The 23,945-nt window shown below is 60.9% G+C and carries 26 protein-coding genes; 18 read left to right on the forward strand and 8 right to left on the reverse strand.

The annotated features are described in order from the left end of the window. The first annotated feature begins 211 nt into the window (after nt 1-211). Nucleotides 212-1,429: an MFS transporter gene (locus tag VFO93_RS16710; RefSeq protein WP_325135514.1), complete on the forward strand. Its 1,218-nt coding sequence runs from the start codon at nt 212-214 to the stop codon at nt 1,427-1,429. Between the two features lie 52 nt (nt 1,430-1,481). Next, nucleotides 1,482-2,477 carry a glycoside hydrolase family 43 protein gene (locus tag VFO93_RS16715; RefSeq protein WP_414653599.1) on the forward strand — a complete coding sequence of 332 codons (996 nt, stop codon included), beginning with the start codon at nt 1,482-1,484 and terminating at the stop codon, nt 2,475-2,477. Between the two features lie 137 nt (nt 2,478-2,614). On the opposite strand, the gene VFO93_RS16720 is transcribed toward VFO93_RS16715, so the two are convergent. The 3 genes from VFO93_RS16720 to VFO93_RS16730 all read right to left on the reverse strand — a co-directional run bounded on the left by VFO93_RS16720 (nt 2,615) and on the right by VFO93_RS16730 (nt 4,101). Next, nucleotides 2,615-3,292, reverse strand: a complete 678-nt coding sequence (locus tag VFO93_RS16720) for a hypothetical protein (protein ID WP_325135515.1) — start codon at nt 3,290-3,292, stop codon at nt 2,615-2,617. A gap of 115 nt (nt 3,293-3,407) precedes the next feature. Further along, nucleotides 3,408-3,887 carry a DUF2243 domain-containing protein gene (locus tag VFO93_RS16725; RefSeq protein ID WP_325135516.1) on the reverse strand — a complete coding sequence of 160 codons (480 nt, stop codon included), beginning with the start codon at nt 3,885-3,887 and terminating at the stop codon, nt 3,408-3,410. Then, nucleotides 3,874-4,101: a hypothetical protein gene (locus VFO93_RS16730; RefSeq protein ID WP_325135517.1), complete on the reverse strand. Its 228-nt coding sequence runs from the start codon at nt 4,099-4,101 to the stop codon at nt 3,874-3,876. Before VFO93_RS16730 ends, VFO93_RS16725 begins: the two co-directional genes overlap by 14 nt. A gap of 255 nt (nt 4,102-4,356) precedes the next feature. Here VFO93_RS16730 and VFO93_RS16735 point away from each other — a divergent pair, with 255 nt between their 5' ends. From VFO93_RS16735 to VFO93_RS16775, 9 genes are all read left to right on the forward strand, one after another. Beyond that, nucleotides 4,357-4,968: a DUF1353 domain-containing protein gene (locus tag VFO93_RS16735; protein WP_325135518.1), complete on the forward strand. Its 612-nt coding sequence runs from the start codon at nt 4,357-4,359 to the stop codon at nt 4,966-4,968. Then, nucleotides 4,965-6,029, forward strand: coding sequence for a serine hydrolase domain-containing protein (locus VFO93_RS16740; protein ID WP_325135519.1), 1,065 nt, complete (start codon nt 4,965-4,967; stop codon nt 6,027-6,029). The genes VFO93_RS16735 and VFO93_RS16740 overlap by 4 nt, the downstream gene beginning before the upstream one ends. 82 nt (nt 6,030-6,111) lie before the next feature. Continuing rightward, nucleotides 6,112-6,369: a hypothetical protein gene (locus tag VFO93_RS16745; RefSeq protein WP_325135520.1), complete on the forward strand. Its 258-nt coding sequence runs from the start codon at nt 6,112-6,114 to the stop codon at nt 6,367-6,369. A gap of 283 nt (nt 6,370-6,652) precedes the next feature. After that, a complete protein-coding gene (locus tag VFO93_RS16750; protein WP_325135521.1) occupies nt 6,653-7,594 on the forward strand; it encodes an NmrA family NAD(P)-binding protein in 942 nt (313 codons plus the stop codon). A gap of 171 nt (nt 7,595-7,765) precedes the next feature. Continuing rightward, nucleotides 7,766-8,647 carry an SDR family oxidoreductase gene (locus VFO93_RS16755; RefSeq protein ID WP_325135522.1) on the forward strand — a complete coding sequence of 294 codons (882 nt, stop codon included), beginning with the start codon at nt 7,766-7,768 and terminating at the stop codon, nt 8,645-8,647. A 195-nt stretch (nt 8,648-8,842) separates the two neighbouring features. Beyond that, the gene (locus VFO93_RS16760; protein WP_325135523.1) at nt 8,843-9,376 is read left to right on the forward strand and encodes a CoA pyrophosphatase; all 534 of its coding nucleotides are present in this window, start codon (nt 8,843-8,845) and stop codon (nt 9,374-9,376) included. Between the two features lie 353 nt (nt 9,377-9,729). Continuing rightward, nucleotides 9,730-10,269 carry a hypothetical protein gene (locus VFO93_RS16765; RefSeq protein WP_325135524.1) on the forward strand — a complete coding sequence of 180 codons (540 nt, stop codon included), beginning with the start codon at nt 9,730-9,732 and terminating at the stop codon, nt 10,267-10,269. A 122-nt stretch (nt 10,270-10,391) separates the two neighbouring features. Further along, on the forward strand, nt 10,392-10,706 hold the full coding sequence (locus VFO93_RS16770) for a hypothetical protein (RefSeq protein ID WP_325135525.1): 315 nt from the start codon (nt 10,392-10,394) through the stop codon (nt 10,704-10,706). 213 nt (nt 10,707-10,919) lie between these two features. Further along, nucleotides 10,920-11,642, forward strand: a complete 723-nt coding sequence (locus tag VFO93_RS16775) for an NADPH-dependent F420 reductase (protein ID WP_325135526.1) — start codon at nt 10,920-10,922, stop codon at nt 11,640-11,642. Between the two features lie 109 nt (nt 11,643-11,751). On the opposite strand, the gene VFO93_RS16780 is transcribed toward VFO93_RS16775, so the two are convergent. From VFO93_RS16780 to VFO93_RS16790, 3 genes are all read right to left on the reverse strand, one after another. Beyond that, nucleotides 11,752-12,462 carry an SDR family oxidoreductase gene (locus tag VFO93_RS16780; RefSeq protein ID WP_325135527.1) on the reverse strand — a complete coding sequence of 237 codons (711 nt, stop codon included), beginning with the start codon at nt 12,460-12,462 and terminating at the stop codon, nt 11,752-11,754. A gap of 272 nt (nt 12,463-12,734) precedes the next feature. Continuing rightward, a complete protein-coding gene (locus tag VFO93_RS16785) occupies nt 12,735-13,655 on the reverse strand; it encodes a helix-turn-helix domain-containing protein (protein ID WP_325135528.1) in 921 nt (306 codons plus the stop codon). 29 nt (nt 13,656-13,684) lie between these two features. After that, nucleotides 13,685-13,978, reverse strand: coding sequence for a hypothetical protein (locus VFO93_RS16790; RefSeq protein WP_325135529.1), 294 nt, complete (start codon nt 13,976-13,978; stop codon nt 13,685-13,687). 36 nt (nt 13,979-14,014) lie between these two features. Between VFO93_RS16790 and VFO93_RS16795 the strand changes: the two genes are divergently transcribed. From VFO93_RS16795 to clpB, 5 genes are all read left to right on the forward strand, one after another. Beyond that, nucleotides 14,015-14,287 (forward strand): hypothetical protein, encoded by a 273-nt coding sequence (locus VFO93_RS16795; protein ID WP_325135530.1) that lies wholly within the window; start codon nt 14,015-14,017, stop codon nt 14,285-14,287. After that, on the forward strand, nt 14,284-14,748 hold the full coding sequence (locus tag VFO93_RS16800; protein ID WP_325135531.1) for a PIN domain-containing protein: 465 nt from the start codon (nt 14,284-14,286) through the stop codon (nt 14,746-14,748). Before VFO93_RS16795 ends, VFO93_RS16800 begins: the two co-directional genes overlap by 4 nt. Nucleotides 14,749-14,915: 167 nt before the next feature. Further along, nucleotides 14,916-15,662 (forward strand): glycosyltransferase family 25 protein, encoded by a 747-nt coding sequence (locus tag VFO93_RS16805; RefSeq protein ID WP_325135532.1) that lies wholly within the window; start codon nt 14,916-14,918, stop codon nt 15,660-15,662. A gap of 8 nt (nt 15,663-15,670) precedes the next feature. Beyond that, a complete protein-coding gene (locus VFO93_RS16810) occupies nt 15,671-16,453 on the forward strand; it encodes a hypothetical protein (protein WP_325135533.1) in 783 nt (260 codons plus the stop codon). 102 nt (nt 16,454-16,555) lie between these two features. After that, on the forward strand, nt 16,556-19,165 hold the full coding sequence (clpB, locus tag VFO93_RS16815) for an ATP-dependent chaperone ClpB (protein WP_325135534.1): 2,610 nt from the start codon (nt 16,556-16,558) through the stop codon (nt 19,163-19,165). A gap of 115 nt (nt 19,166-19,280) precedes the next feature. On the opposite strand, the gene VFO93_RS16820 is transcribed toward clpB, so the two are convergent. Then, nucleotides 19,281-19,823: a hypothetical protein gene (locus tag VFO93_RS16820; RefSeq protein WP_325135535.1), complete on the reverse strand. Its 543-nt coding sequence runs from the start codon at nt 19,821-19,823 to the stop codon at nt 19,281-19,283. A 21-nt stretch (nt 19,824-19,844) separates the two neighbouring features. Next, the gene (locus tag VFO93_RS16825) at nt 19,845-20,348 is read right to left on the reverse strand and encodes a hypothetical protein (protein ID WP_325135536.1); all 504 of its coding nucleotides are present in this window, start codon (nt 20,346-20,348) and stop codon (nt 19,845-19,847) included. 191 nt (nt 20,349-20,539) lie between these two features. Between VFO93_RS16825 and VFO93_RS16830 the strand changes: the two genes are divergently transcribed. Together VFO93_RS16830 and VFO93_RS16835 are read left to right on the forward strand one after the other, a co-directional pair. Beyond that, the gene (locus VFO93_RS16830) at nt 20,540-21,145 is read left to right on the forward strand and encodes a HupE/UreJ family protein (protein ID WP_325135537.1); all 606 of its coding nucleotides are present in this window, start codon (nt 20,540-20,542) and stop codon (nt 21,143-21,145) included. A 184-nt stretch (nt 21,146-21,329) separates the two neighbouring features. Next, nucleotides 21,330-23,759 (forward strand): M1 family metallopeptidase, encoded by a 2,430-nt coding sequence (locus VFO93_RS16835; RefSeq protein WP_325135538.1) that lies wholly within the window; start codon nt 21,330-21,332, stop codon nt 23,757-23,759. Nucleotides 23,760-23,945 lie beyond the last annotated feature (186 nt).

The raw sequence follows: 23,945 nt of genomic DNA on the forward strand, positions 1-23,945 counted from the left end.
GTGCCCCGCGCCAGCACTCCAAACGCGGCGGGCGGGCGCAAGTTTGGCCGAGCTTAGCCTCGAATAGCGCAATGCAGCGCACGAAGCAGGCTTGCGGCCAGAGATAATGGCACCCAAGCAAGCCCCACGCTAGGCGCGAGCTGCCCAAACCCCGACTATATCCAAGCGGCCCGGCCTGCGTTGAACCCTGGGTAAACCAACGCGGGCTGAGATGGAAGGGAAGGAGCGAAGCTTGAAGGGCCTCGATTGGGTGAGCTTGCTCATGGCCGACGTGAAGGACGGCGTGGGCGTGTACCTCTCGGTGTATTTGCTGACGGTGCGGCACTGGCCGGCCGATAAAATCGGGCTGGTGATAGCCGCGCCCGGCCTCATCGGCATTTTGGTGCAGCCCCCGGCGGGCGCGCTCATCGACCGCACCCGCCACAAGCGAATGCTGCTGGTGTGGGCCTCGGTTATCATTGCGGCGTGCTGCCTGGCGGTTATTTTCTTCAGCGGGTTTTACCCAGTGCTGTTTTCGCAGCTGCTGGTAGGGGTCACGCAGTCGGTGTACGCGCCGTGCGTAGCGGCCATTACGCTGGGCATGGTAGGGCATGCGGCGCTGTCGCAGCGCATCGGGCGCAACGAAAGCTGCAACCACCTGGGCAATATGCTGGCCGCCATTATGGCGGGCATAATCGGGCGCTACATCTCCTACGAGGGTATTTTCTACTTCTCGATAGCGCAGTGCGGGCTGCTGGTGGGGGCGGTGCTCGCCATTCGGGAGCGCGACATCGACCACGACCTGGCCCGCGGCGCGGCCACCGCCGAGCAGGCCGGCGGCACGGCGGGCATCAGGGAGCTGCTGGCCAACCGCAGCATCGTGGTGTTTATACTGGCGATGGCGCTTTTTCACCTTGCCAACGCCGCCATGCTGCCGCTGCTGGGTCAGAAAATGGGTTTGGCCGATGCCAAGAACTCGTCTTTGTACCTCTCGGCGGCCATCATCATCGCCCAGGGCGTCATGATATTCATTGCCAGATACGCGGGCGGGGCCTCCGAAAACGGCCGCAAAAAAGTGCTGCTGCTCGCCTTCGTGCTGCTGCCGGTGCGGGCGCTGCTGTTTGCCTTTATCGATAATCCGTATGCGCTCACGGCCATTCAGCTGCTCGATGGCATCGGGGCCGGGCTGTTTGGGGTGGTCAGCATCATCATGATGGCCGACCTCAGCAAGGGCACCGGCCGCTTCAACTTGCTGCAAGGCACGGTGTACTCGGCCATTGGGCTGGCGGGCTCGCTCAGCAGCATCGGGGCGGGCTACGTGGTCGAGCACTTCGGCTACGCGGCGGGTTTTATGGGGCTGGCGGGCATCGGGGCGCTGGCCACGGTTTTCTACTGGCTGCTGGTGCCCGAAACCAAGGATATGGAGGTAGCAGCGGTAGCCGGGGCGTAGTACCACCCGCCCGCGCCCGCCAAAAGCTGCGCCGCGCCCCTACCTTGCCGCCATGAAAGCGTCTTTGCTAATCGCCGCGCTGCTGGCTGGCAGTCTCACCGCCCACGCTCAAAAAATGCCCACGCCGCGCCCCGGCGGCAACCCCATTTTTCCGGGCTGGTACGCCGACCCCGAGGCGGCTATTTTCAACCGGCAGTACTGGATTTACCCCACCTACTCGGCCCCCTACGCCGAGCAGGTGCACCTCGACGCGTTTTCCTCGCCCGACCTTGTGCACTGGGCCAAGCACCCGCGCATCCTGGATACGGCTAGCGTAAAGTGGGCGCACCGGGCCATGTGGGCCCCCGCCATCGTGGCCAAAGGCGGCAAGTACTACCTCTTTTTCGGGGCCAACGACTACCACCCCGAAAAGCCCAACGAGCCGCCGGGCGGCATCGGCGTGGCGGTGGCCGACAACCCGGCCGGGCCCTTCAAAGACTACCTGGGCCACCCGCTGGTGGGCACCATCGAAAACGGCGCGCAGCCCATCGACCAGTTTGTGTTTCAGGATAAAGACGGCAAGTACTACCTGGTTTACGGCGGCTGGCAGCACTGCAACATCGCCCGGCTCAAGGACGATTTTACCGGCTTCCTGCCGCTGCCCGATGGCACGGTGTTCAAGGAAATCACGCCCGACAAGTATGTGGAAGGCCCGCTGATGTTTCGCCGCCAGGGCAAGTACTACTTTATGTGGAGCGAGGGCGGCTGGACCGGCCCCGACTACTCGGTGGCCTACGCCGTGGGCACGTCGCCCTTCGGCCCGTTTCAGCGGGTAGGCAAAATCATGGCCCAAGACCCGACAGTGGGCACCGGCGCGGGCCACCACTCGGTTATCAACGTGCCCGGCACCGACCGCTGGTACATCGTGTACCACCGCCACCCGCTGGGCGACAAGGACGGCAACCACCGCCAGGTGTGCATCGAGGAAATGCACTTCGACGATAAAGGGTTAATTCAGCCCGTGAAGCTGACGACGGAAGGCGTAGCGGCGCAGCCACTGGGGCGGTAGCAACGGTTTGTGTCCAGACAAAAACGTTTGTCATGCTGAACGCAGTGAAGCATCTCTATCGCACCATCCGGGTTTGTCCAACGGTGCGGTAGAGATGCTTCACTGCGTTCAGTATGATGGGTGTTAACAGTGGCTACCTACGCCCCCGGCAGCGTCGCCTCATACGTGTCGGCGTACTTAAACTCCTCCAGCCAGTAGTCGGAGCTGATGATGTCGTACACCACGCTGGTTTCGGTCTTCTCGCTGGGCGTGAGCTGCCACAGAATCGACGCGGCCTCGGGAAACTCGCCGCCCGCCAGCTGGTCGCCGAAGAGGCGGTGCAGCAGGGCGCGGTCGCTGAGGCCAGGGGCGAGTAGGCGCAGCAGCGCAGCGGCCGGCTCGTGGTCGAGCAGGGCCAGGCCGGCGGGGTCGGCGGCGGTTATTTTGATTTTGAACTCGACGGCCTGCGGGTGCGGAAATTTGCCGTTGTAGGCGTCATAGAGCAGCTGGGTGGCGTTGAAAAACTTCTGGTGCAGCGCGAAGTTGGGGTTTTCCTCCCACAGCTTTTCGGTGGGCATCTGGTGGGCCAGCTGCTCGGTCTGGCCCTTGGTAAGCGCCTCGCCGGCTACGTGGCCGAGCACTACTTCGGCGGCTGCGGCGGGCTCCAGGTCGGTGAGAGCGAGCTGGGTCATTTCCTTGAGCTCTGCCGGGGCGATGGCCTCGGGGTTGTCGTAGCTGAGGGCGTTGAGCAAAGCCAGGTAATCGACATTTTGCCAGGCATCGGGCAGGGCGGCGAGGTGCTGGAAGGAAAGGCGTTCGACGGTGAAAGTGGACATGGAGAAAGCGGGCGGATTGGTCGCCCGGCCCCGTTTTACGCATAAGCTGGGCCGATGACCGAAATAGGCTTGGCTACCAAGCGCGCCCAGACGAACGCGAACTACAAAGTTCGCGCTACTGCCGCCCGGCGCGCACCAGCAGGCCGCCGCCCAGCAGCAGCGCCAGCCCGAAGGCCAGAAACCCCAGGTCGGCCGGCAGGTGGTTGGGCGTGTACTCGTACACGTGGTGCAAGTTCAGGATTTCGTGGTCGATAACGCCTTCTATTACATTAAACAAGCCCCAGCCCAATGCCAGGCCGCCCGCCAGCGTGCGGCCCGAGTGCGGCACGTCGGGGCGGCCGGTGGCGCTCCACAGCATGGCCAGCCCCACGGCCGTGAGCACCCACACGGCGGCATGAAACAGGCCGTCCCAGTACATATTGACCTTGGCGCGCACCAGCGTATCGGGCGGTAGCTGGCCCGAAAGCATATTGTGCCACTGCAAAATCTGGTGCAGCACGATGCCATCGACAAAGCCGCCCAGGCCGGCCCCGAGCAAAATGCCGGCCGCCACCAGCGGCGTGCGGCGGGTGGCCGAAAGGTTAGCGGTTGGCATAAGTAGGGGCGAAGTAGGGCCGAAGTTTATCCCAGTAAAACAGCGCCAGCCCCAGCGCCAGCAGCACCGCCACGGGCAGCAGCACCAGCAGCACGTTGGCCGTGTAAGCGGGCGTGTAGATGCCCGCCCGCACCCGCGGCCGGCACCAGGGGCAGGCCCAGGTGGCCGGCGCGAGCCACAAGTAGGCCAGTAGCGTCAGGAAAAGCTTTTGCATAGAGACAGTCATTAAAACGGCGGCCCGCAGTTGCGCGGACTTTGTAGTCCGCGGGCGTGAGCGTGCACCCAAACGCTGACTGCAAAGCTCACGCAGCAAATACAGGCCGCGCAGCCACGCCGCCTACCACGCGGACTACAAAGTCCGCGCAACTAACTACGGCCCTGCGCGGCCAGCGGCCGGCTTTTTGCGCCTACTTTGGCAGCGCGAATTGGCTTGCCTGGGCCATTCGTTTCACCCAACTGCTTTCCCGCCATGCCTTTCACCGAAGACCCGGCCGTCGGCGTTTTTTCGGGCACGCCCAAGCTCGATTTTATTGATACGCCCGGCGCGCCCAACCGCCTGGTGCGGGTTATCGACGACTTCACCTTCACCGAGGCCGCCAACGGCACCGTGTGGGCCGCCCCACGCGGCAGCCTGGTCGACGGGGCCAGCATCCCGCGGGTGCTGTGGACGCTGGTGGGCTCGCCCTTCACCGGCGACTACGTGTACGCCTCCATCGTGCACGACGTGGCCTGCGACACCCGCGCCCGGCCCTGGCGCGACACGCACTACATGTTTTACCTGGCCTGCCTGGTGGGCGGCACCAAGCGCGGCCGGGCCAAGCTCATGTACCTGGCCGTGCGCAACTTCGGCCCGCGCTGGCCCGCGCCCGATGCGCCGGTGGTGCCGGTAGAGCAGCCGGTGGGGCAGCTGGTCTTCAGCATGGTAGCGCTGGCCGGCGAAAAGCCGGTGGCCCCGTTCAGCCCCTTCGTGCCCTACGAAAACCAGCTGCGCTACCTGCGCCGCGCCCAGGCCTACCTAGCCACCCACGGCGAGGGCGCGTCGCTCGAAGCCATCGACATCTACGCCTGCCGCCCGATATGAAACTAATTTTTGCGCTGCTGCTACTGCTGGCCGCCCCCACCCCCGCCCAGGCCCAGCAAGCCGAGCTGGCTGCCTTGCTCCAGAAAGAAAACGTGCCGGGCATGCAGCTGGCTTACACCAAAGGCAAGGCCACCAAAACCTACGCCGTGGGGCTTAGCAAAGCCGGCACCCCGCAGGCCGTGGCGGCTACCAGCATTTTTCAGGCGGCCTCGCTGGGCAAGGTAGTGCTGGCCTACGTGGCCCTGCGCCTGCACGACCGCGGCGTGCTCGACCTCGACAAGCCGCTGCTGACCTACGCGCCCTACCCCCGCTTGCAGCCCGACCCGCGCGCCGCCCGCATCACGGCGCGGCGGGTGCTCACGCACACCACCGGCCTGCCCAACTGGGCCGATAACCCGCTGGGGCCCAGTTGGGATACCTCGCCGCTGCGCCTCAAGTACGCGCCCGATAGCTGCTGGAACTACTCGGGCGAGGGCTACGTGTGGCTGCAAAAAACGCTGGAGCACCTCACCTGCAAGTCGTGGGAAAAGCTGGCGCGGGAAGAAGTTTTTCAGCCGCTGGGCATGAAAAACACCAGCTTCGAGTGGCAGGCGCGCTTTGCTGGCCGCGCCGCTACCGGCCACGACGCACAGGGCCAGCCCACCGAAATCCGACAGTTTGCCGCGCCCTACGGCGCGTATTCGCTGCTGACCACGGCCACCGACTACGGCCTGTTTTTGCAAGCCCTGGCGGCGGGCCGGGGCCTGAAGCCCGCCACTGCCCGCCAGCTCGCTACCCCCGCCAACGCGGCCGACCGCTGCGGCACGCCCGCCAGCCCCGCCGACCCGGCCATTGCCTGGGCCTGCGGGGTGGGGGTGGCCGCCACCAGCCAGGGCCCCGCCCTGTGGCACTGGGGCGACAATGGCGATTTCAAAGGCTTTTTTATGGTGCTGCCGGGCAAGAAAGAAAGCCTGGTTTTCTTGACCAACAGCGCCAACGGGGCCAAACTCACCGACGAGATGCTGCGGATTTTCTTCGGCCCCGGCCCCTACTGGACTACGCAGTGGCTGGCGGCCGAGTAGGCGCAAACGGCTGAGGCTGTTTTGCGTATGTGTTAGGGCGGTGGCCGGGCTGCCGCGCTCACCTTCATTTCCCACCCTCCCCATGAAAGCTTCCCTGCTCGCCCTCGCGCTGGCCCTCACCACCAGCGCCGCCCTGGCCCAAACCGTAGCCCCCGGCACCGCGCCCGGTGCCCAAACCGGCAACCCCTCCAACATGCCCAGCGCCGGCGACCCCGCCACCAACCAGCAGCGCGTGGACAGCAAGCGCCAGGACGCCATGAACGGCGACAAGCGCATGATGCGCAAAGGCGGCAAAACGAAAACCAGCTACGACGGCAAGAAAATGAAAACCAAGATGTAGTAGCATTATGTATTCGTCATGCTGAGCGAAGCGCAGCGGAGTCGAAGCATCTCTACCGAATAACTAACTCTTGGCGTTTGCAACGAAGCGGTAGAGATGCTTCGACTTCGCTCCGCTCCGCTCAGCATGACAGTTAGTTCTGTATTTCAAAACGTCACAAATAGTTCTACAAAAAGCTGCTGCCTGCCTGGGCAGCGGCTTTTCTTACGAGCGCCGCCGACAAACTGCTCGGCCAGCGGCCCGTACTAAAGCCGGCTGCCGCGTGGCGGCTCTACTCTTCCTTATGCTGGCTCCAGAATCTACTTCGCCTACCCCGCGCCCGGCCGCCGGGCCCGCGCCGCTCATCGTGCTGGCCGGTGCCACCGGCGACCTCGGCCACCGCATTGCGCTGGCGCTGCTGGCGCGCGGCGCGCAGGTGCGCGCCCTCGTGCGCCCCGGCAATACCAAGCCCGCAGTGGCGACCCTGCGCCAGCGCGGCGCGGCTATTGTGGAAGTCGATTTCAACGACGCGGCCGCCCTCACCCGCGCCTGCGCGGGCGCGGCCTGCGTGGTGTCGGCGCTGTCGGGGCTGCGCAGCGTGATTGTGGATGTCCAGACGCACCTGCTCGATGCGGCCGTGGCGGCCGGCGTGCCGCGCTTCATCCCGTCCGATTTCAGCATCGACTTCACCAAGCTGCCCGTGGGCTCGAACCGCAACCTCGACCTGCGCCGCGAGTTTGGCCGCCACCTCGACCGGGTGCCCATTCAGGCCACGTCCATCCTCAACGGCATGTTTGCGGACTTGCTGACCGGGCAGGCCCCGCTGGTACTTTTCAAGCTAAAGCGCATCCTGTACTGGGGCTCGGCCGACCAGTTGCTCGACTTCACTACCATCGCCGACACGGCCGAGTACACCGCCGCCGCCGCCCTCGACCCTACCACGCCCCGCTACCTGCGCGTGGCCGGCGAGGTAGCTACCGTGCGCGACTTGCAGGCCGCCGCCACGGCCGCCACCGGGCAGCCTTTTCGGCTGCTGCGCGCCGGCGGGCTGTGGGTCTTGAAGCTGATGATTAAAATCACCCGCCGCCTGGTGCCCGCCAAAAACGAGGTGTTTCCGCCCTGGCAGGGGATGCAGTACTTGCACAATATGCTCAGCGGCCAACCCAAGCTCGCGCCGCTCGACAACGACCGCTACCCCGGCATCCGGTGGACTACGGTGCGTGAGGTGCTGGCCGGGCGCAAATAGCGCTACCAGGACTTATGCTGTTTGCCAGGCGTATGCGGTAGTTAATAGTGTAGCCTTTCTGAAAAGTGAGCGCGGCTGACAAGTTGCAAATGAGTTGTAGTATTCAAGCTTTGGTCGGCTTTTGGACTCTTTTTGCCGTATTCGGTCTGCAACCAACCTGTTTCTGAAAGCATGACTACCGAGCAAAACGAACCCCGGCCCACCAACAGCGAAATCAGCCCCGCGCCCATGGCTTACCCCACCAGCGAGGAAAAGATGGACGAAAAACCCGACTGGGATATGTCGAGCTACAAGCCCGCGGGCAAGCTCACCGGCAAGGTCGCCCTCATCACGGGCGGCGACTCGGGCATTGGCCGGGCGGTGGCGCTGGCCTACGCGATGGAAGGGGCCGACGTGGCCGTCATTTACCAGTCGAACGCCGACGACGCGGCCGTAGTAGGCCGGGCCGTGCAGGCGCAGGGCCGCCAGTTTCTGGCCATTCAGGCCGATGTGCGCTCGGCCAGCGAGTGCCGCGAGGCCGTGCGCCGCACCCACGCCGAGCTGGGCGGCCTTAATATCCTGGTCAACAACGCGGCCTACCAAATGGGCTACGAGCACTTCGAAACCATTCCGGAGGAGAACATTCACCGCACCTTCGATACCAACATTAAAGGCTACATCTTCATGGCGCAGGCCGCCATTCCGTTTTTGAAGGAGGGCGATGCCATCATCAACACGGGTAGTATCGCGGGCATCGTCGGCAATCCGCACCAAGTCGATTATGCGTCTACGAAAGGCGCTATTCACATCTTTACCAAGAGCTTGGCCGCTTACCTGGGCGAAAAGAAAATCCGCGTCAATGCCGTGCTACCCGGCCCCATCTGGACGCCGCTCATCCCCGGCACGATGCTAAAGGAAGACCTGAATAAGTTTGGCGACGAAACTATGCTTGGCCGCCCCGGCCAGCCCGAAGAGCTGGCCCCCGCCTACGTTTACTTTGCCTCGCAAGACGGCAGCTACTCGACCGGCAGCCTGCTGGAAGTAACCGGCGGCATGCCCAAGACTAATTCGTAGGAGGTTGATTAAAAACGCCACTCAGTAAACAGGAACGCCCGCTTTGGGTGTTCCTGTTTATGTTTTAAACCCAAGCCGTAGGACGCTGCGCGAGCTTTGCAGTCGGCAGCCAGTGCAGCCGCAGACTACAGCGCCCGCGCCACTGCCGCCTGCCGCGCCCTTCCAGGCGGCGCTGCATTCACCCGCCAAACCCTCATGAACAATCCTGCTCCCCTGCGCGAGTCGGCAGTGCTGGCGCCCGTATTTCGCGACGCGGCCGGCGAGCTAAACCTGGTATTGATACGCCGCACCCACTACGGCGTGCACGGCGGGCAGCTGGCGTTTCCGGGCGGCAAGCGCGAGCCCGCCGATGCCTCGCTGCTGGCCACCGCCCTGCGCGAAACCGAAGAAGAAATCGGCCTGCCCGGCAAGGCCATCGAGGTGCTGGCCGCGCTGCCGCCGGTGAGCACCCTCACCAGCAACTTCTACATTGCCCCGTTTCTGGCCCGCATCGCCCCGCCGCCTACCTGGCGCGTGCAGCCCACCGAAGTGGCCGAGGTGCTGCCCGTGCCCCTGCGCTACCTCGCCGACCCCGCCAACGCGGGCCGCGAAAACTGGCAGCTGCCCGGCTGGCCCGCGCCCACGCCGATAGACTTCTGGCGGGTAGGGCCGCACCATTTGTGGGGTGCCACCTACCGCATTGTGCAGGCGCTGCTGCCGCGCCTGCTGGCCGGCGAGTGGGCGCTGTGAAGCCGCGAGCTAACGCGTTCGGTTTGCCTAAAGAGTTGTCATAATGGTTTATAAAAGCTGTCATGCTGAGCTTGCGAAGCACCTTGTCACGTTTGAATAGCTCAGCATGACAGCCCTTTGTAGTGGGCTACTCTTACTTATTAGAAACCAGTTCCGCACTTCAAAAATCAGTGGTAGATGGAAAAAGCGAGCTGCTTTTGTTAGGTAAGCTTTGAAATTCAAAGTTCTTTTGCTTGCTTTGTAGTGTTGTCGCTTCTGTGCCTGGGGTAGGGGCCATAGCGCCTCAGCCTGCCACCATCGACTTCAGCAAACGCCGCCGTTTTTCTCATGTTCTCACCTAAAACCTTACTACCATGACCCTCACCAAAAGCCTTACTCGCCTGGCGCTGGCTACGGCCGGCCTGCTGCTTATCCCGCTGGTAGCGATGCAGTTCACGAAAGAAGTGAACTGGACTTTGTCAGATTTTATCGTGATGGGCGTGCTGCTGTTTGGCGCGGGCCTTACGTATGTGCTGGTAGCGCGCCTGGGCAGCAATGGCTCGTACCGGCTGGGGGCGGGCGTGGCGGTGGCGGCGGGGCTGCTGCTCGTTTGGGGCAACCTGGCCGTGGGCTTTATCGGGAACGAGGACAACCCCGCCAACCTGCTTTATGGGGCGGTGCTGCTGGTGGCCGCCGTGGGGGCGCTAGTAGCGCGCTTTCGGGCACCGGGCATGGCGCGGGCCATGTTTGGGGCCGCCCTCACGCAGGTGGCGGTACCCTTGGTGGCGGCGGCTATCTGGCGGCCCGAGCTTAACCTGGGGATGCTGTACGTAGTGGCCCTGAACACCATTTTTGCCGGCATCTGGGCGGTGGCGGGGTGGCTGTTTCGCCGCGCCGGGCGCGTAGATGCCTGAGCGAGTAGCCACCCGCTACATGGCTGCCGCCAGGGCTTTTGCCGGGCGTAGGGGCCGGGGCCTGGCATCCGAAACCCGGCGCGCTGCGTAGCAGCAGCTTTCACCTCGCTTTTTTAGCTTATATGAAGCTGCTACTTGCCTTCGCCGTGGCCGGCCTGCTCGGCACTGCCTCCGCCCACGCCCAAACCGTGCTGCCCTCGGGCGCGGTAGCCCCGGCCGGGGCCGTGATTACGCCCTCGGCCGTGCCCGTAACGCCCGCCACCGTGCCAGGGGCCCAGCCCCTCAGCACGCCCGCCACCCGCGACGCGGGCAGCCCCCGCCCCGCCCGCCGCGACAAAAAAGTGCCCGGGATGAGCCGCGAAGACCGCAAGCAACTGCGTAAAATGGGCAAGGTGAAATACAGCGCCGACGCGGAAAAGGAGAGTGGCGTTAAGTAATTAAAGTAGTTAGCCGGTTGGTAGCCTGGTAAAGGCCATGCCGCCCGCTTCGCGCAAAGCCGTGGGGAAGCCTGCCGCTGTGCGGCAACTGGCGGCCGAGGTTGCCAGCCAACGGCGGGCCGGGTGCCAAACAATCGGGCCGGGCGCGTGGTCTTAGCACGGGCCGCTTGCGCAAGCTGCGGCTTTTGTACTACTCGCTCACTTACCTGTTTTATGAAGATTGGAATCATTGGGGCTGGCCATATCGGCAGCGCCCTGGCCGGGCGGCTCACCAGCCTCGGCCACTCGGTAGCCATCGCCAACTCGCGCGGCCCCGAAACCCTGACGGACCTGGCCCAAGAGACGGGCGCTACGCCCGTAACGACCCCAGAAACGGTGCGCGATGCCGAAATCATTGTAGTCACCATCCCACTGAAAAGCATTCCCGACCTGCCCAAAAACCTGTTTGCGGATGTGCCCGCCAGCGTGCCGGTTATCGACACCAGCAACTATTACCCCTTGCTGCGCGATGGCCAGATACCGGAGCTGGAAACCGGCGACCTTACCGAGAGTGAGTGGGTGCAGCAGCACCTGGGCCGCCCGGTAGTGAAAGTGTTCAATAACATATTTGCCGCGCAGCTCGCCAGCCCCGGCAAGCCCGCCGGCGCACCCGGCCGCATCGCCCTGACCGTGGCCGGCGACGAGGCCGCCGCCAAGCAAAAAGTAATGGCCCTGGTTGAGGAACTAGGCTACGACGCCATCGATGGCGGCAGCCTGCATGAGTCGTGGCGCCAGCAGCCCGGCACCCCGCTCTACTGCACCGACCTGCCGGCCGACAAGGTGCGCCGGCACCTCGCCGAGCTGGGCACCCAGCGCACGCCCGCGCAGCAGGCCGAGTTCGCGGCGAACCAAGCCGCCTCGGAAAAGCAGCTACAGGCGCAGGGCGTCAAGCTGTAAGTAATTCTCAGGGCAGTCGCTAGCCCATAATCAAACAAGCCCCCGCAAACGAGCCCCGCCAATAGTCGGAGCCGTTTGCGGGGGCTTGTTTGATTATGGGCCTCGGTTTTTACCAAGGCAAAATGCCGGTAGCCGAAGACATCGTGCCGCTCGGCCCATCGGCCGGCAGCAGCGCCAGCCGGATGGCCTCGGCCGCGCCCTGCGCGGGCGTGTCGGTGCCTGCGAAGCCATTGAGGTCGGTGGCCGTGTAGCCAGGCGCGGCCGAATTTACCTTGATGGCCGTGTCGCGCAGCTCGTAGGCTAGCTGCACGGTAAGCATGTTCAGCGCGGCTTTCGAGGCCGAGTAGCCCAGCAGCGCCCAGTCATTTTGCCCCACGATGGTAAGCGAACCCAGCGGACTCGACACGTTGACGATGCGCCCCGCCGCGGCCTGCTTCACCAGCGGCAAAAACGCCTGAGTGACAGCCAGCGTACCCAGGAAATTGGTTTGCAGGGCTTGCTCTACGCTGCGGACGTCGGCATTGACGGGCGAGCCGTCGCCGGGCACGTTGATGCCCGCATTGTTGACCAGGATGTCGAGGTGGCCTTCCTCGCGTTGCAGGTGTGCCACCGCCGCGTCGAGCGTTGCTTGGTTGGCCAGGTCCACTTCGAGGAGGTGCACATCACCTTCGGCGGCCAGCTCCGCTACGGCTTGCTGGCCTTTGGCGGCTTCGCGGGCGCCCAGGTACACCCGGCAGCCCGCTTGCAGCAGCCCCCGCACTATTTCAAAGCCGATGCCTTTGTTGCCGCCGGTGACCAGCGCTACTTTGCTAATTGCCATGTTGCCTGTGGGTTTGGCCTCCTTGGTCGGGGAGGCGAGTAAGTACCCCACAAAGGTCCAGGGAGTAGGCGAGGGGCAAACTTCGCCAGTCAACCCATCTGTTTTACATTTCAAACAAGGTGCCCTATCGTGGGCGCCTCACCCCCGGCCCCTCTCCGAAAAGGAGTGGGGAGCCGACCGTAAGCAGAAGTAAAAAATCGCTGGGTAGTCGTTAGGCTCCCCCTCTCCTTTTCGGAGAGGGGGCCGGGGGGTGAGGCGCCACGGCCGCGCCGCTACACCCGCCGAAACTCTCCCGGCGTCTGCCCGGCGTGGCGCTTGAAAAACGTGCAGAAATGCGCCACATCGGCAAAGCCCAGGCTGTCGGCAATTTCCGAAACGCTCCAGGCGGTTTGCTTCAGCAAAAGCTTGGCTTCCTGCGCCAGGCGGCGGCCGATGAGGACGGTAGTGGTCTGGCCCGTCGTCTCCTTCAGCACCCGGTTGAGGTGGTTGACGTGCACGGCCAGCTGGTCGGCGTAGTCGGCCGCCGTGCGCAGGCGCAGCGGCGGCTGCGGGCTGAGGCGCGGAAACTGCCGCTCCAGCAGCTCCGCAAACTGGGTGGCCACCCGCTCGGCGGCGCTGTGCGTGGCCAGCGGGGCGGGGGCCGGCTGGAGCTTTTGCACCAGGTGCAGCAGCTCCCAGAGGTAGGTGCGCAGCAAGTCGGGCCGGTAGGCGTAGCCCGACGGCAACTCGCGCAGCATCTTATCAAAAATAGCCTCGATGGCCGCGCAGTCGGCCTCGGCCACCTCCCACACCGGGTAGGCGCCGGGCCGGAAAATCGGCAGCTCAGCCAGCACCACGCCGGGGCGGGCAGGCAGCAGAAAGGCATCGTCGAAGAGGCAGCTGTAGCCCCCAAAATCCTCGGTGAGCGGCAGCCAGCGGTAGGGCACGCGCGGCGTCACCAGAAACAAGGTATTGGTGCCCACGTGCGGGGCCTGGTCGGCGCACTCCACCTGATTGCGCCCCCGGCAGAGCGTGATTTTGTAGTAGTCGCGCCGGTTAAATGTCATCGGGGGCGCCCCGCGCAGCTCCGCCAGCGCGAACACGTTGAAATGCCCCACGCCTTGCCCCATATCCGGCGGCGGCACCACGCCCGCGGTGGACTCAGGGCCTGGGGCAAGCGCCTCGTAAAAGGTGGCTAGGGTGTTCGGTTTCATAGAGGCAAGTGTACGGAGTGGGCGGGCGATTAGGCGTTTTTGTTAGCTTTAATGCAGTCTATACCGTGGCTAATAATCTGCTGTTTTGCTGTGGCATACAAGTATACCCGCCAATCACGCTGATTGAAGTAGAATTCCCTGACGAAGATGCCGTGTTTATATTGGAACTGCTGGAACGAATGCCCGGCGTCCGCATCCGGCCACCCGCTACCGCCGCTGAAGCCGCCGAGCGGCAGCGTATTGCCGAGTTTCGCCAGCGGCTGTACCACAGCTATGGTAAAGACCCATTGGCCGAAGAAGGTAGTAAGGCGTAGTGTTTCCAAATGGCGGCTTAAAGTATCTCATAGTATCTTGGCATTATGAGAGTATCTGTTGAACTAGAGTTTCCCGATGACCGGGCTGCGGCCGCCTTCCAATGGCTGCAAAGCTTGCCCAATGATATGGTGGCTCATTTCGCTGGCCGGTACCAGCGGGTGGCGGCAAAGCCCGCAACCGAAGAACTCCCGGAAGCCGAGCAGCAGCGCTTGCTTCATGAACTCTTTGGTGCGTGGAAAAACGGCGTGAGTGGCGAAGAAATAGTGCGCGAGATATACGAAGCGCGCGACAGCGGCCACCGAGAAGTTGAGCTATGAGCCGTTACCTGCTCGATACCAACATCTGCGTTCACTTCCTAAAAGCGGAGTACGACCTGGAAGCGAAAATCAACGCCGTTGGCCTGCGCAACTGCTTCATCTCGGAGTTGACCATTGCGGAAATGCTGTATGGCTTAGCTAAGTGCGAGCCTACCTACGCCGCGCAACAGCGCCAGCACATTACGCAATTGCAACGGTTGTTTGCTATGCGGGTGCTGCCTATTTCCACCGCCTTCGAGCGCTACGGCCCGGAAAAAGCGAAGCTGATGCAGCAGGTGAAACAAGGCCAGCTGCCCAAGTATCCCGGTGAGTTTGACGTGCTCATCGGCTGCACGGCCTTGGTGCATGGCCTGACCTTAGTTACCCGCAATACCCGCGACTTTGTGGCGCTGCCAGGCATCTTGCTGGAAGACTGGACGGACACAACAGAAGTCAACAAGCAGATGGCGAATGCGAAATAGCTTGTGTGCCCTAGGTTGCTGCTGATAAGCTGCACGGCATCAGCTCATGGTCTTACCCTTGTCACGCGCAACACCCGCCACTTTGCGCCTATCGCTACTTTGACGCTGGAGAATTGGATAGACCAGCCGTAGCTTGCGGCTGTACGTCAGTTTGATGGCAGATGTAAATGATAAAAACGATAAAATCATTCCTGCTGAACGGGCTAGCTCATTATAATTTGAGCAACAGGGTTGAATATCTATGGCTTGTTCTTAGATTAAATCATCCTGTCAATAGAGTAGTAGAAATAAAGTCATCATTGAGAGCAGATTTTATCTATGTTATATCACTGTCTTATAAGCTTGATAGAAGGGAATTTATAGGAAGCCAGTTAAATAGGCAAAAAATAAATTTTTCCTTTATAAGTGCGGATGAAGGCTATAAAGAAGCTGCCGTGGATATAATTAGTAATAGGTCTGTATCATATTTGACGCCAGGAAGCGTAGGGTGCTGGACTAGTCATTATAAAGTATGGGGCCTAATTGCAAAATCAGGGCTTTGTTCTATTATATTGGAAGATGATGTGAAATTAAATGATAATTTTATGCATCATTTTAATAATATATTAAGTTTAATTCCACTAGATGCGGATGTAATATATATAAGCTCAGGAAATAATTATGTTAGAAATATGCGATATTTGGTCAATAGTATTGCCTTTGTTCCATACCAAATAAGGAATGGTGCCTACGCCTATTGCATTACGAAGAAAGGGGCTGTGAAATTATTGGCGTTAATTCCCGGTATTAAGGTTACGCGAGGTGGAGTAGATTCCGCAATTGGAGCACTGATTAGAAATAAAAAAATCAATGCTTATCATCTCCTTGATTCGCTTTGCAATGTAGATTTTTCATTCGGTAGTTCTACCAAGTAGTGTTTATTATGGATAAGTTTTTCACAACAGAGAGTTTAGGTTTACTATCAGCAGGGCTCTTAGTTGTTGGAATATTAAAATTCATCCTATATTATAAGGCATTTAACGTTGAGATTCTAAAATATATAGAATCATCAGAAATCTTATTGCTATTTGCGGATAATATTTCTGTGGCAGGACTTGCTATTTTGTTTTTAACTCCACCTTATGTGTATAGCTTGATGCCTTATCTGCAAAAAGGTAATATCATAAGCTATTCATTTAGCGATTTACTTCATACATACTGGGTCTTATTTGGATTTCATGCTAAATACCAAATTGTGTTATTCATAAGTGCTATTATATTCTCCTTTACTCGTTCTAAGATTACTAATTTTGAGCGTGTTACTTATGCCTTGCTGGGATTTTTTGTAGTTCTTGTTCTGCCATTGCTTGCTCTGTATATGCCTGTTCTAATCGGTGGTACTGTAAATGCAAATATTATCGTCGTTATAATGCTTGTTGTGAATTTCTTTCTTATGATTATGCTTGCGACTTATAATGAAATTTTTAAAGTAAAAAATAGAAAATATTTTTCGAACACAAAGGTTGAATTTGACGGGTTTTCTGCTCCAAGTGGCGCTTACTATATTGGTCAGGTTAAGTCATTCATATTCTTTTATAATCCAATTATAAGGCAATCTACTACGTTTAAAACAGATAATATTAAAGCAATAGTGTATAAGCCAGCGTTTAGAGACAGGAATCTAATGTTGTCATTTTGGCGTAAAATAAAGAGGTTAGTTAGCTAATTTTCCGCCAAAAAGTCCGATTCCCCACTTCTGCACCTCGTTTGCTAGTACCCTCGTACAATCTTCCTAACCCGAAGCACCTACCGAGAACTCAGCAAACCAATGGACTTTAAAAACTTCACTATCAAGGCACAGGAGGCCGTGCAGAAGGCCACCGAGATTGCCGGAGCCAACCAGCAGCAGGCCATCGAAACCGGCCACCTGCTGAAGGCTTTATTACAGAACGACGAGAACACCCTTGCCTTCCTAGGTAAGAAACTGGGTGCCAACATGGCCAACCTCGGCCAGCGGCTCGATGCTATCGTAAACGCCTACCCCAAGGTGAGCGGCGGCTCGCCCTACCTGGCCAACGACGCGGCCAACGCCGTGCAGCGCGCCAACACCCAGATGAAGGACATGGGCGACGAGTTCGTGTCCGTCGAGCACCTGCTGCTGGGCATCTTGGGCGGTAAAGACAGCGTGGCTAGCCTGCTCAAAGACAACGGCTTCAATGAGCGCGACCTGAAAGCCGCCATCCAGGAGCTGCGCGGGGGCCGCAAAGTCACCAGCCAAACCGCCGAGGAGCAGTATCAGAGCCTCAACCGCTACGCCATCAACCTGAACGAGCGCGTGCGCAGCGGCAAGATGGACCCCGTAATCGGGCGCGACGAGGAAATCCGCCGCGTACTCCAGATTTTGTCGCGCCGCACCAAAAACAACCCCGTGCTGCTCGGCGAGCCCGGCGTAGGTAAAACCGCCATCGCCGAAGGCCTGGCCCAGCGCATCGTGGCCGGCGATGTGCCCGAGAACCTGCAAGACAAAACCTTGATGAGTCTCGACCTAGGCCTGCTTGTAGCCGGCGCTAAGTACAAGGGCGAGTTTGAGGAGCGCCTCAAGGCCGTTATCAAGGAAGTGACCGACGCCGAAGGCCAGATTATTCTGTTCATCGACGAGATTCATACCCTGATTGGGGCCGGGGGCGGGGGCGAGGGCGCCATGGACGCCGCCAACCTGCTTAAGCCCGCCCTGGCGCGCGGCGAACTGCACGCCATCGGGGCCACCACGCTCAAGGAATACCAGAAATACATCGAGAAAGACAAGGCCCTAGAGCGTCGCTTTCAAGCGGTTATGGTGGACGAGCCGAGCGTGCCCGACGCCATCAGCATCCTGCGCGGCATCAAGGAGAAGTACGAGCTGCACCACGGCGTGCGCATCACCGACGACGCCGTGATTGCGGCCGTGGAGCTGAGCAGCCGCTACATCACCGACCGCTTCCTGCCCGACAAGGCCATCGACCTCATGGACGAGGCCGCCGCCAAGCTGCGCATCGAGCTGAACTCTATGCCCGTGGAGCTGGACGAAATCCAGCGCCGCATCATGCAGCTAGAGATTGAGCGCGAGGCCATTCGGCGCGAAGACAACAAAGACCGCGAGGCCGTGCTCAGCAAGGAGCTAGCCGAGCTAGGCACCCAGCGCGACGAGCTGAAAGCCAAGTGGGAAGGCGAGAAATCCGTCCTGACCAACATTCAGACCGAAAAGGAGAACATCGAGCGCTTCAAGACCGAAGCCGAGCAGGCCGAGCGCCAGGGCGACTACGGCCGCGTGGCCGAGCTGCGCTACGGCAAAATCCAGGAGGCCGAGCAGAAGCTCAAGCAGTTGCAGGACGAAGCCAACGCCACCAAAGACGGCGGCGGCATGCTGCAAGAAGTGGTGACCAGCGAGGACATTGCCGAGGTAGTGGCCAAGTGGACCGGCATCCCGGTGAGCAAAATGCTGCAATCGGACCGCGACAAGCTGCTCAACCTCGAAAACGAACTAGGTCGCCGCGTGGCCGGCCAGGCCGAGGCCATCGCCGCCATCTCGGATGCCGTGCGCCGCTCGCGCGCCGGTTTGCAAGACCCCAAGCGGCCCATCGGCTCGTTTATCTTCCTAGGTACCACCGGGGTAGGTAAAACCGAGCTGGCCAAGGCCCTGGCCGAGTACTTGTTCAATGACGAGAACGCCATGGTGCGCATCGACATGAGCGAGTTTCAGGAGCGCCACGCCGTATCGCGCCTCATCGGCGCGCCTCCCGGCTACGTGGGCTACGACGAGGGCGGCCAGCTCACGGAGGCCGTGCGCCGCAAGCCCTACTCGGTGGTGCTACTCGACGAGATTGAGAAAGCGCACCCCGACGTATTCAACATCCTGCTGCAAGTGCTCGACGATGGTCGCCTCACCGACAACAAAGGCCGGGTGGCGAACTTCAAGAACACCATCATCATCATGACCTCAAACACGGGGGCCGACATTATTCAGCGCAATTTCAAAGAGCTGAACGAGTACAACCATGAAGAGGTGGTGGACCGCACCCGCGAGGAAGTAGTAGAGCGCCTCAAGCAGCACATGCGCCCCGAGTTCCTGAACCGCATCGACGAAATTGTGATGTTCCAGCCCCTCAAACGCAAGGAAATTCGCAAGATTGTCGATATCCAGTTCAAGCAAATCCAGCAGCGCCTGCACGAGGCCGGCATCAGCCTCGAAGCCACCGACGAGGTGCTCGACTACCTAGGCGAGCAGGGCTTTGACCCGCAGTTCGGCGCCCGCCCGCTCAAGCGTGTGCTCCAGCGCGTCATCCTCAACGAGCTTTCCAAAGAGATTCTCTCCGGCAAAGTGTCGAAGGACGCCGTGGTAGAGGCGGTGCTGGAAGATGGTGCCGTGCGGTTTGAGAACGTGGAGCTGCCGCTGGTTTAAGTGATTGTTTTTTTAAGTAGAAAAGCCCCGCTGGCATATTGCTAGCGGGGCTTTTTACTAAAATTCACATGATAAAAATTAGACTGGGCTGCCTGCGCTGCCTCACTGGCGGGCCCTAGCGCTGCTCGCGCGCCTGCTGCTGCGCAATGGCCTCGCGCAACAAAGCTGCCTCGGCAAAGTGGCGCTCGCGCAGCAGGCGGCGGTAGCGGGCCGGAATGGGCGTGCCCGCCGCATACGCCCGGTCCACGGCTACGAGGTGGCTTTTGTTGAACTTGCTGGCGTGGACGATGAAGCCCACCACGGTGCCCGCCAGCACCGCAATGCCCAGCGGCGGCGAAATAGCCTTATCGGCCACTTGCTGCCGGCCGTTTTGGTCGGTGCTGGAAAGACGAAACGTGAGCGATATGCCCGCGATGAGCGGCACCGCGTAGAGAATGCCCGCGTAGCGGCGCTTCCGAAACAGCGACAGCAGCGCCCCGGTGGTATCGGCCCCGCTGGTAGCACTGGCCTGGTAGCGCGGCAAATACCAGTTATTGAGTACCAGCACGGCCCCGGCATCGGTGGGGGCGGCCCCCAGCGGTGGGGGCGGGGTTGTAGATTGAGCCGCGAGCGGCAAGCTCAGGCCCAAAGCGGCCAAAAGACAGAGCAGTAGGCGCATATAAATTAATCTTCCAAAGGGTTAGTTGGCAGGCTTCACCTTGATTTCCTTGTATTTCACGATGGGCTGCGCAAAAAAGCGCGGCTTGAGCTTGCGCCGTAGCGAGCGGGGCAGGGGCTGGCCCGCCGCGTAGGCCGTCAGCACCTGGTTGAGGTGGCCATTGCTGTAGTGCGCCAGCTTGGCGGCTCCGTAGGCCATAAAGGGAGTAGCCGCCAGAAAAGCCACGCCCACATTGTTGCCACCGTCCGACGCCGACGAGCCGTAGCCGCCGTAGTTGGTAGTAGTGTTGCCAGCTGTGCCGATGCGCACTGCCGACAGCACGGAAGCTACCATCCAACTCACACCGCCCGCCTGCCGCCGGCCGTAGAGGTTGATGATGGCCTGGGCCGTGTCATTCTGCAGATACTGGCTGCGCAGGCGCTGCTTGAATTGTTGAGATTCAAGGCTTTCGCCCTGCGCTTGGGCCCGCGCCGTGCCCACGGCGGTGCCCGCTACTAGTAGGAAAAGGAGTAAATGCTTTAGCATAAAAAGCTATTAGTAAGTGAAAAAGCGCCCTAATATAGCATTTGGAGCCCCTTTTGCTTGGCCCGGAGCTCATCGAATGCACACGGCGTAGCCAACTGAGCGGGAGGCCTCGTAGCGAAAACCCGCCGCCGCTGCTAAGCGCTAAGCTTGGTCGAAGGCCAGATTAGCCGCTGCCTGCGACCTTTGCCCCGATGTCCGCATTCACGAACTACCTGGAGGTTGGCTTTCGGCACATTTGGAGTGCGCAGGCCACCGACCACCTCACGTTTTTGCTGGCGCTGTGCGCGCCCTTTGTGCTGGCCGATTGGCGGCGCGTGGTAGCGCTAGTCACAAGCTTCACCATCGGGCATTCGCTCACGCTGGCGCTGGCTACGCTGGGGGTGGTGACTGTAAATAAGGCCGTTATCGAGGCCTTGATTCCGGTCACGATTATTTTCACGTCCCTGGTCAATATGGTACAGGCCGGCCGCGCCGACGCCCGGCCCTCGCGCCGGCCCGCGCCCGTGGTGTGGGCCGCACCCAATGCCCTGGCGCTAGGGTTTGGGCTGATTCACGGACTGGGGTTTGCCAATATGCTAAGCTCGCTGTTGACTTCGAGCCGCGAGCTGCCCCTGACGCTGCTCGCCTTTAACTTGGGCGTAGAACTGGGGCAGCTACTGGCCGTAAGCATTATCCTGCTGCTGGGCTTCGTGGCGCTGCGCGGCTTCCGGGCCGCCCGGCGCGACTGGGTGCTGGTGACGAGCGGCGTAGCGCTGGGTGTGGCCGTGTTGCTGCTGGTGCAGATGGCGAATGGATAGGTAGGGCTGATGTAAGGCTGTCATTGCGAGCGCAGCGAAGCAATCGCACCCGAACGGAACCCGACGAGCGCGCTGAACAGGTGCGATTGCTTCGCTGCGCTCGCAATGACAACCGCCCGCGCGCAACCTTCGCCGTAAATTCGCCGACCTTAGCTACCTCCTTTTTAATAATCCCCACTTTTACATGCGTTCTCTACTCCTGGCCGGTGGCCTGGCGTTGGGGCTGGTGCCCACCGCGTTGCGGGCCCAGAATACCAACTCGGGCACCGACAAATTTGCGCAGCTCGAAACGATGCTGCCCACACCCAACTCGTACCGCACGGCCAGCGGCGCGCCCGGCCCGCAGTACTGGCAGCAGCGTGCCGACTATAATATTAAAGTCACGCTCGACGACCAGAAGCAGGCGATAACCGGCTCGGAGACAATCACGTATACCAACCTCTCGCCCGATGTGCTCACCTACCTCTGGGTGCAGCTCGACCAGAATATTCTGGCCAAAAACTCGATAACCTACGCCACGCAAGTGGGCCAGATTACGAGCGGCCGGCTGGGTTTTCAGGACGTGGACGCGCAGCTGACCACGGCCGAGTTTGACGGTGGGTACAAAATCGCGGCCGTGACCGACGCGGCCGGCAAACCCCTGAAATACACCATCAACCACACCATGATGCGGATTGACTTGCCGAAGCCCCTGGGGCCGAAGCAGGTGATTTCGTTTGGCGTGAAGTGGAGCTATAACATCAACGACCAGCTGAAAATCAGCGAGCGCAGCGGCTACGAGTACTTCCCGGAGGACAAGAACTACCTCTACGAAATCGCGCAGTTCTACCCCCGCATGGCCGTGTACTCGGATGCCAAGGGCTGGCAGAACAAGCAATTTCTGGGCAACGGCGAGTTTACGCTGCCCTTCGGCGACTACCGCGTGAGCATCACCGCGCCCGCCGACCACGTGGTCGGCGCTACCGGCACGCTGCAAAACGGCGCGCAGGTGCTGACGGCCACGCAAATTCGCCGTTTGGCCCAGGCCAAAGGCGCGAAAAAACCGGTGCTCATCGTGAGCCAGGAGGAAGCCACTAAGAACGAAAGCAGCCGCGCCACCGGCACTAAAACCTGGACCTACGTGGCCAAAAACGTGCGCGACTTTGCCTGGGCCAGCTCGCGCAAGTTCATTTGGGATGCGATGGAAATCACGCAGAGTGGTAAGCCCGTGCTCTGCATGAGCTACTACCCCAAGGAAGGTAACCCGCTGTGGGGCAAGTACTCGACGGAGGTAGTGGCGCACACCATCAAGACGTATTCCAAGTTCACGATTCCCTACGAGTATCCGGTGGCCATCTCGGTGCACGGGCCGGTGGGCGGCATGGAGTACCCGATGCTGTGCTTCAACGGCGGCCGGCCCGAGAAGGACGGCACCTACACCGCTGACCGGAAATACGGCATGATTTCGGTGATTATCCACGAAGTGGGCCACAACTTCTTCCCGATGATTGTGAACTCGGATGAGCGGCAGTGGACCTGGATGGACGAGGGCCTCAACACCTTCTGCCAGTACCTGACCGAGCAGGAGTGGGAGCGCAACTACCCCAGCCGCCGCGGCGAGCCGCGCAACATGGTGGATTATATGCGCACCGACAAGAGCCTGCAAACCCCGATTATGACCAACTCGGAAAGCGTGTTGCAGTTCGGCAACAACGCCTACGGCAAGCCCGCTACCGCCCTCAACATCTTGCGCGAGACGGTGATGGGCCGCGAGCTGTTCGACCACGCCTTCAAAACCTACGCCACCCGCTGGGCCTACAAGCACCCCGAGCCGGCCGACTTTTTCCGCACGATGGAAGACGCCTCGGCCGTGGACCTCGACTGGTTCTGGCGCGGCTGGTTTTACACCACCGACCGCGTGGATATTTCGCTCGATGCGGTGAAGTCGTACAAGCCGAACACCCGCAACCCCGGCCTGGAAAGCGCTCGCCTGCAAAACGAGCGCCAGGCCCAGGTGCCCAGCATCTCGGCGCAGCGCAACGCTACCGACATTAAAACCACGCTGGTAGATGAGAAGCCCGACCTCAAGGACTTCTACAACAACTACGACCCGCTGGCCGTGACCGAGGCCGATAAGCAGCGCTACTTCCAGTACCTGAGCACCCTCACGCCCCAGCAGCAGCAGCGCCTCAACGGCAACCTCAACTTCTACGAGCTGAGCCTCCGCAACGTGGGCGGCCTGGTGATGCCGGTAGTCATCCAGATGACCTACGAAGACGGCTCGCAGGAGCTGACGACCATCCCGGCCGAAATCTGGCGCAAAAACAACGAGCAGGTGAGCAAAATCATCATCACGCCCAAAAACGTGACTTCGTTCGTAGTCGACCCCTACCAGCAAACGGCCGACACCGACCTGAGTAACAATGCCTTCCCGCGCCAGGCTGCGCCCTCGCGCTTCGAGCTGTTCCAGGCCGGGCAGGTAGGCAACAACGCCCGCCAGCCTCAGAACCCCATGCAAGCCGCCGGGGCTACGACCACCACGCCCGCGCCGCCCACTCCGCTCGAGCGCCGCGAAAACAAGCCTAACCCGGATGGGCCGCAGGCCCGTCCCGCCAGCACCAACGGCGTGCGGTAGGGTAGGAGTTTTATTGCATGAAAAGCGCCAGCCGGATTCGGCTGGCGCTTTTTTGTTGGTTGATGCTAGCGCTGCCCGGCGCGGGGAACCTCACCCCCGGCCCCTCTTCAAAAAAGAGGGGAGCCGACCGTGAGCGGACGTAAGCAAACGCGAAAGGCGTCAGGCTCCCCCTCTTTTTTGGAGAGG

Origin of the sequence: Hymenobacter sp. (genome assembly GCF_035709525.1) — a bacterium.
Taxonomy (GTDB): domain Bacteria; phylum Bacteroidota; class Bacteroidia; order Cytophagales; family Hymenobacteraceae; genus Hymenobacter.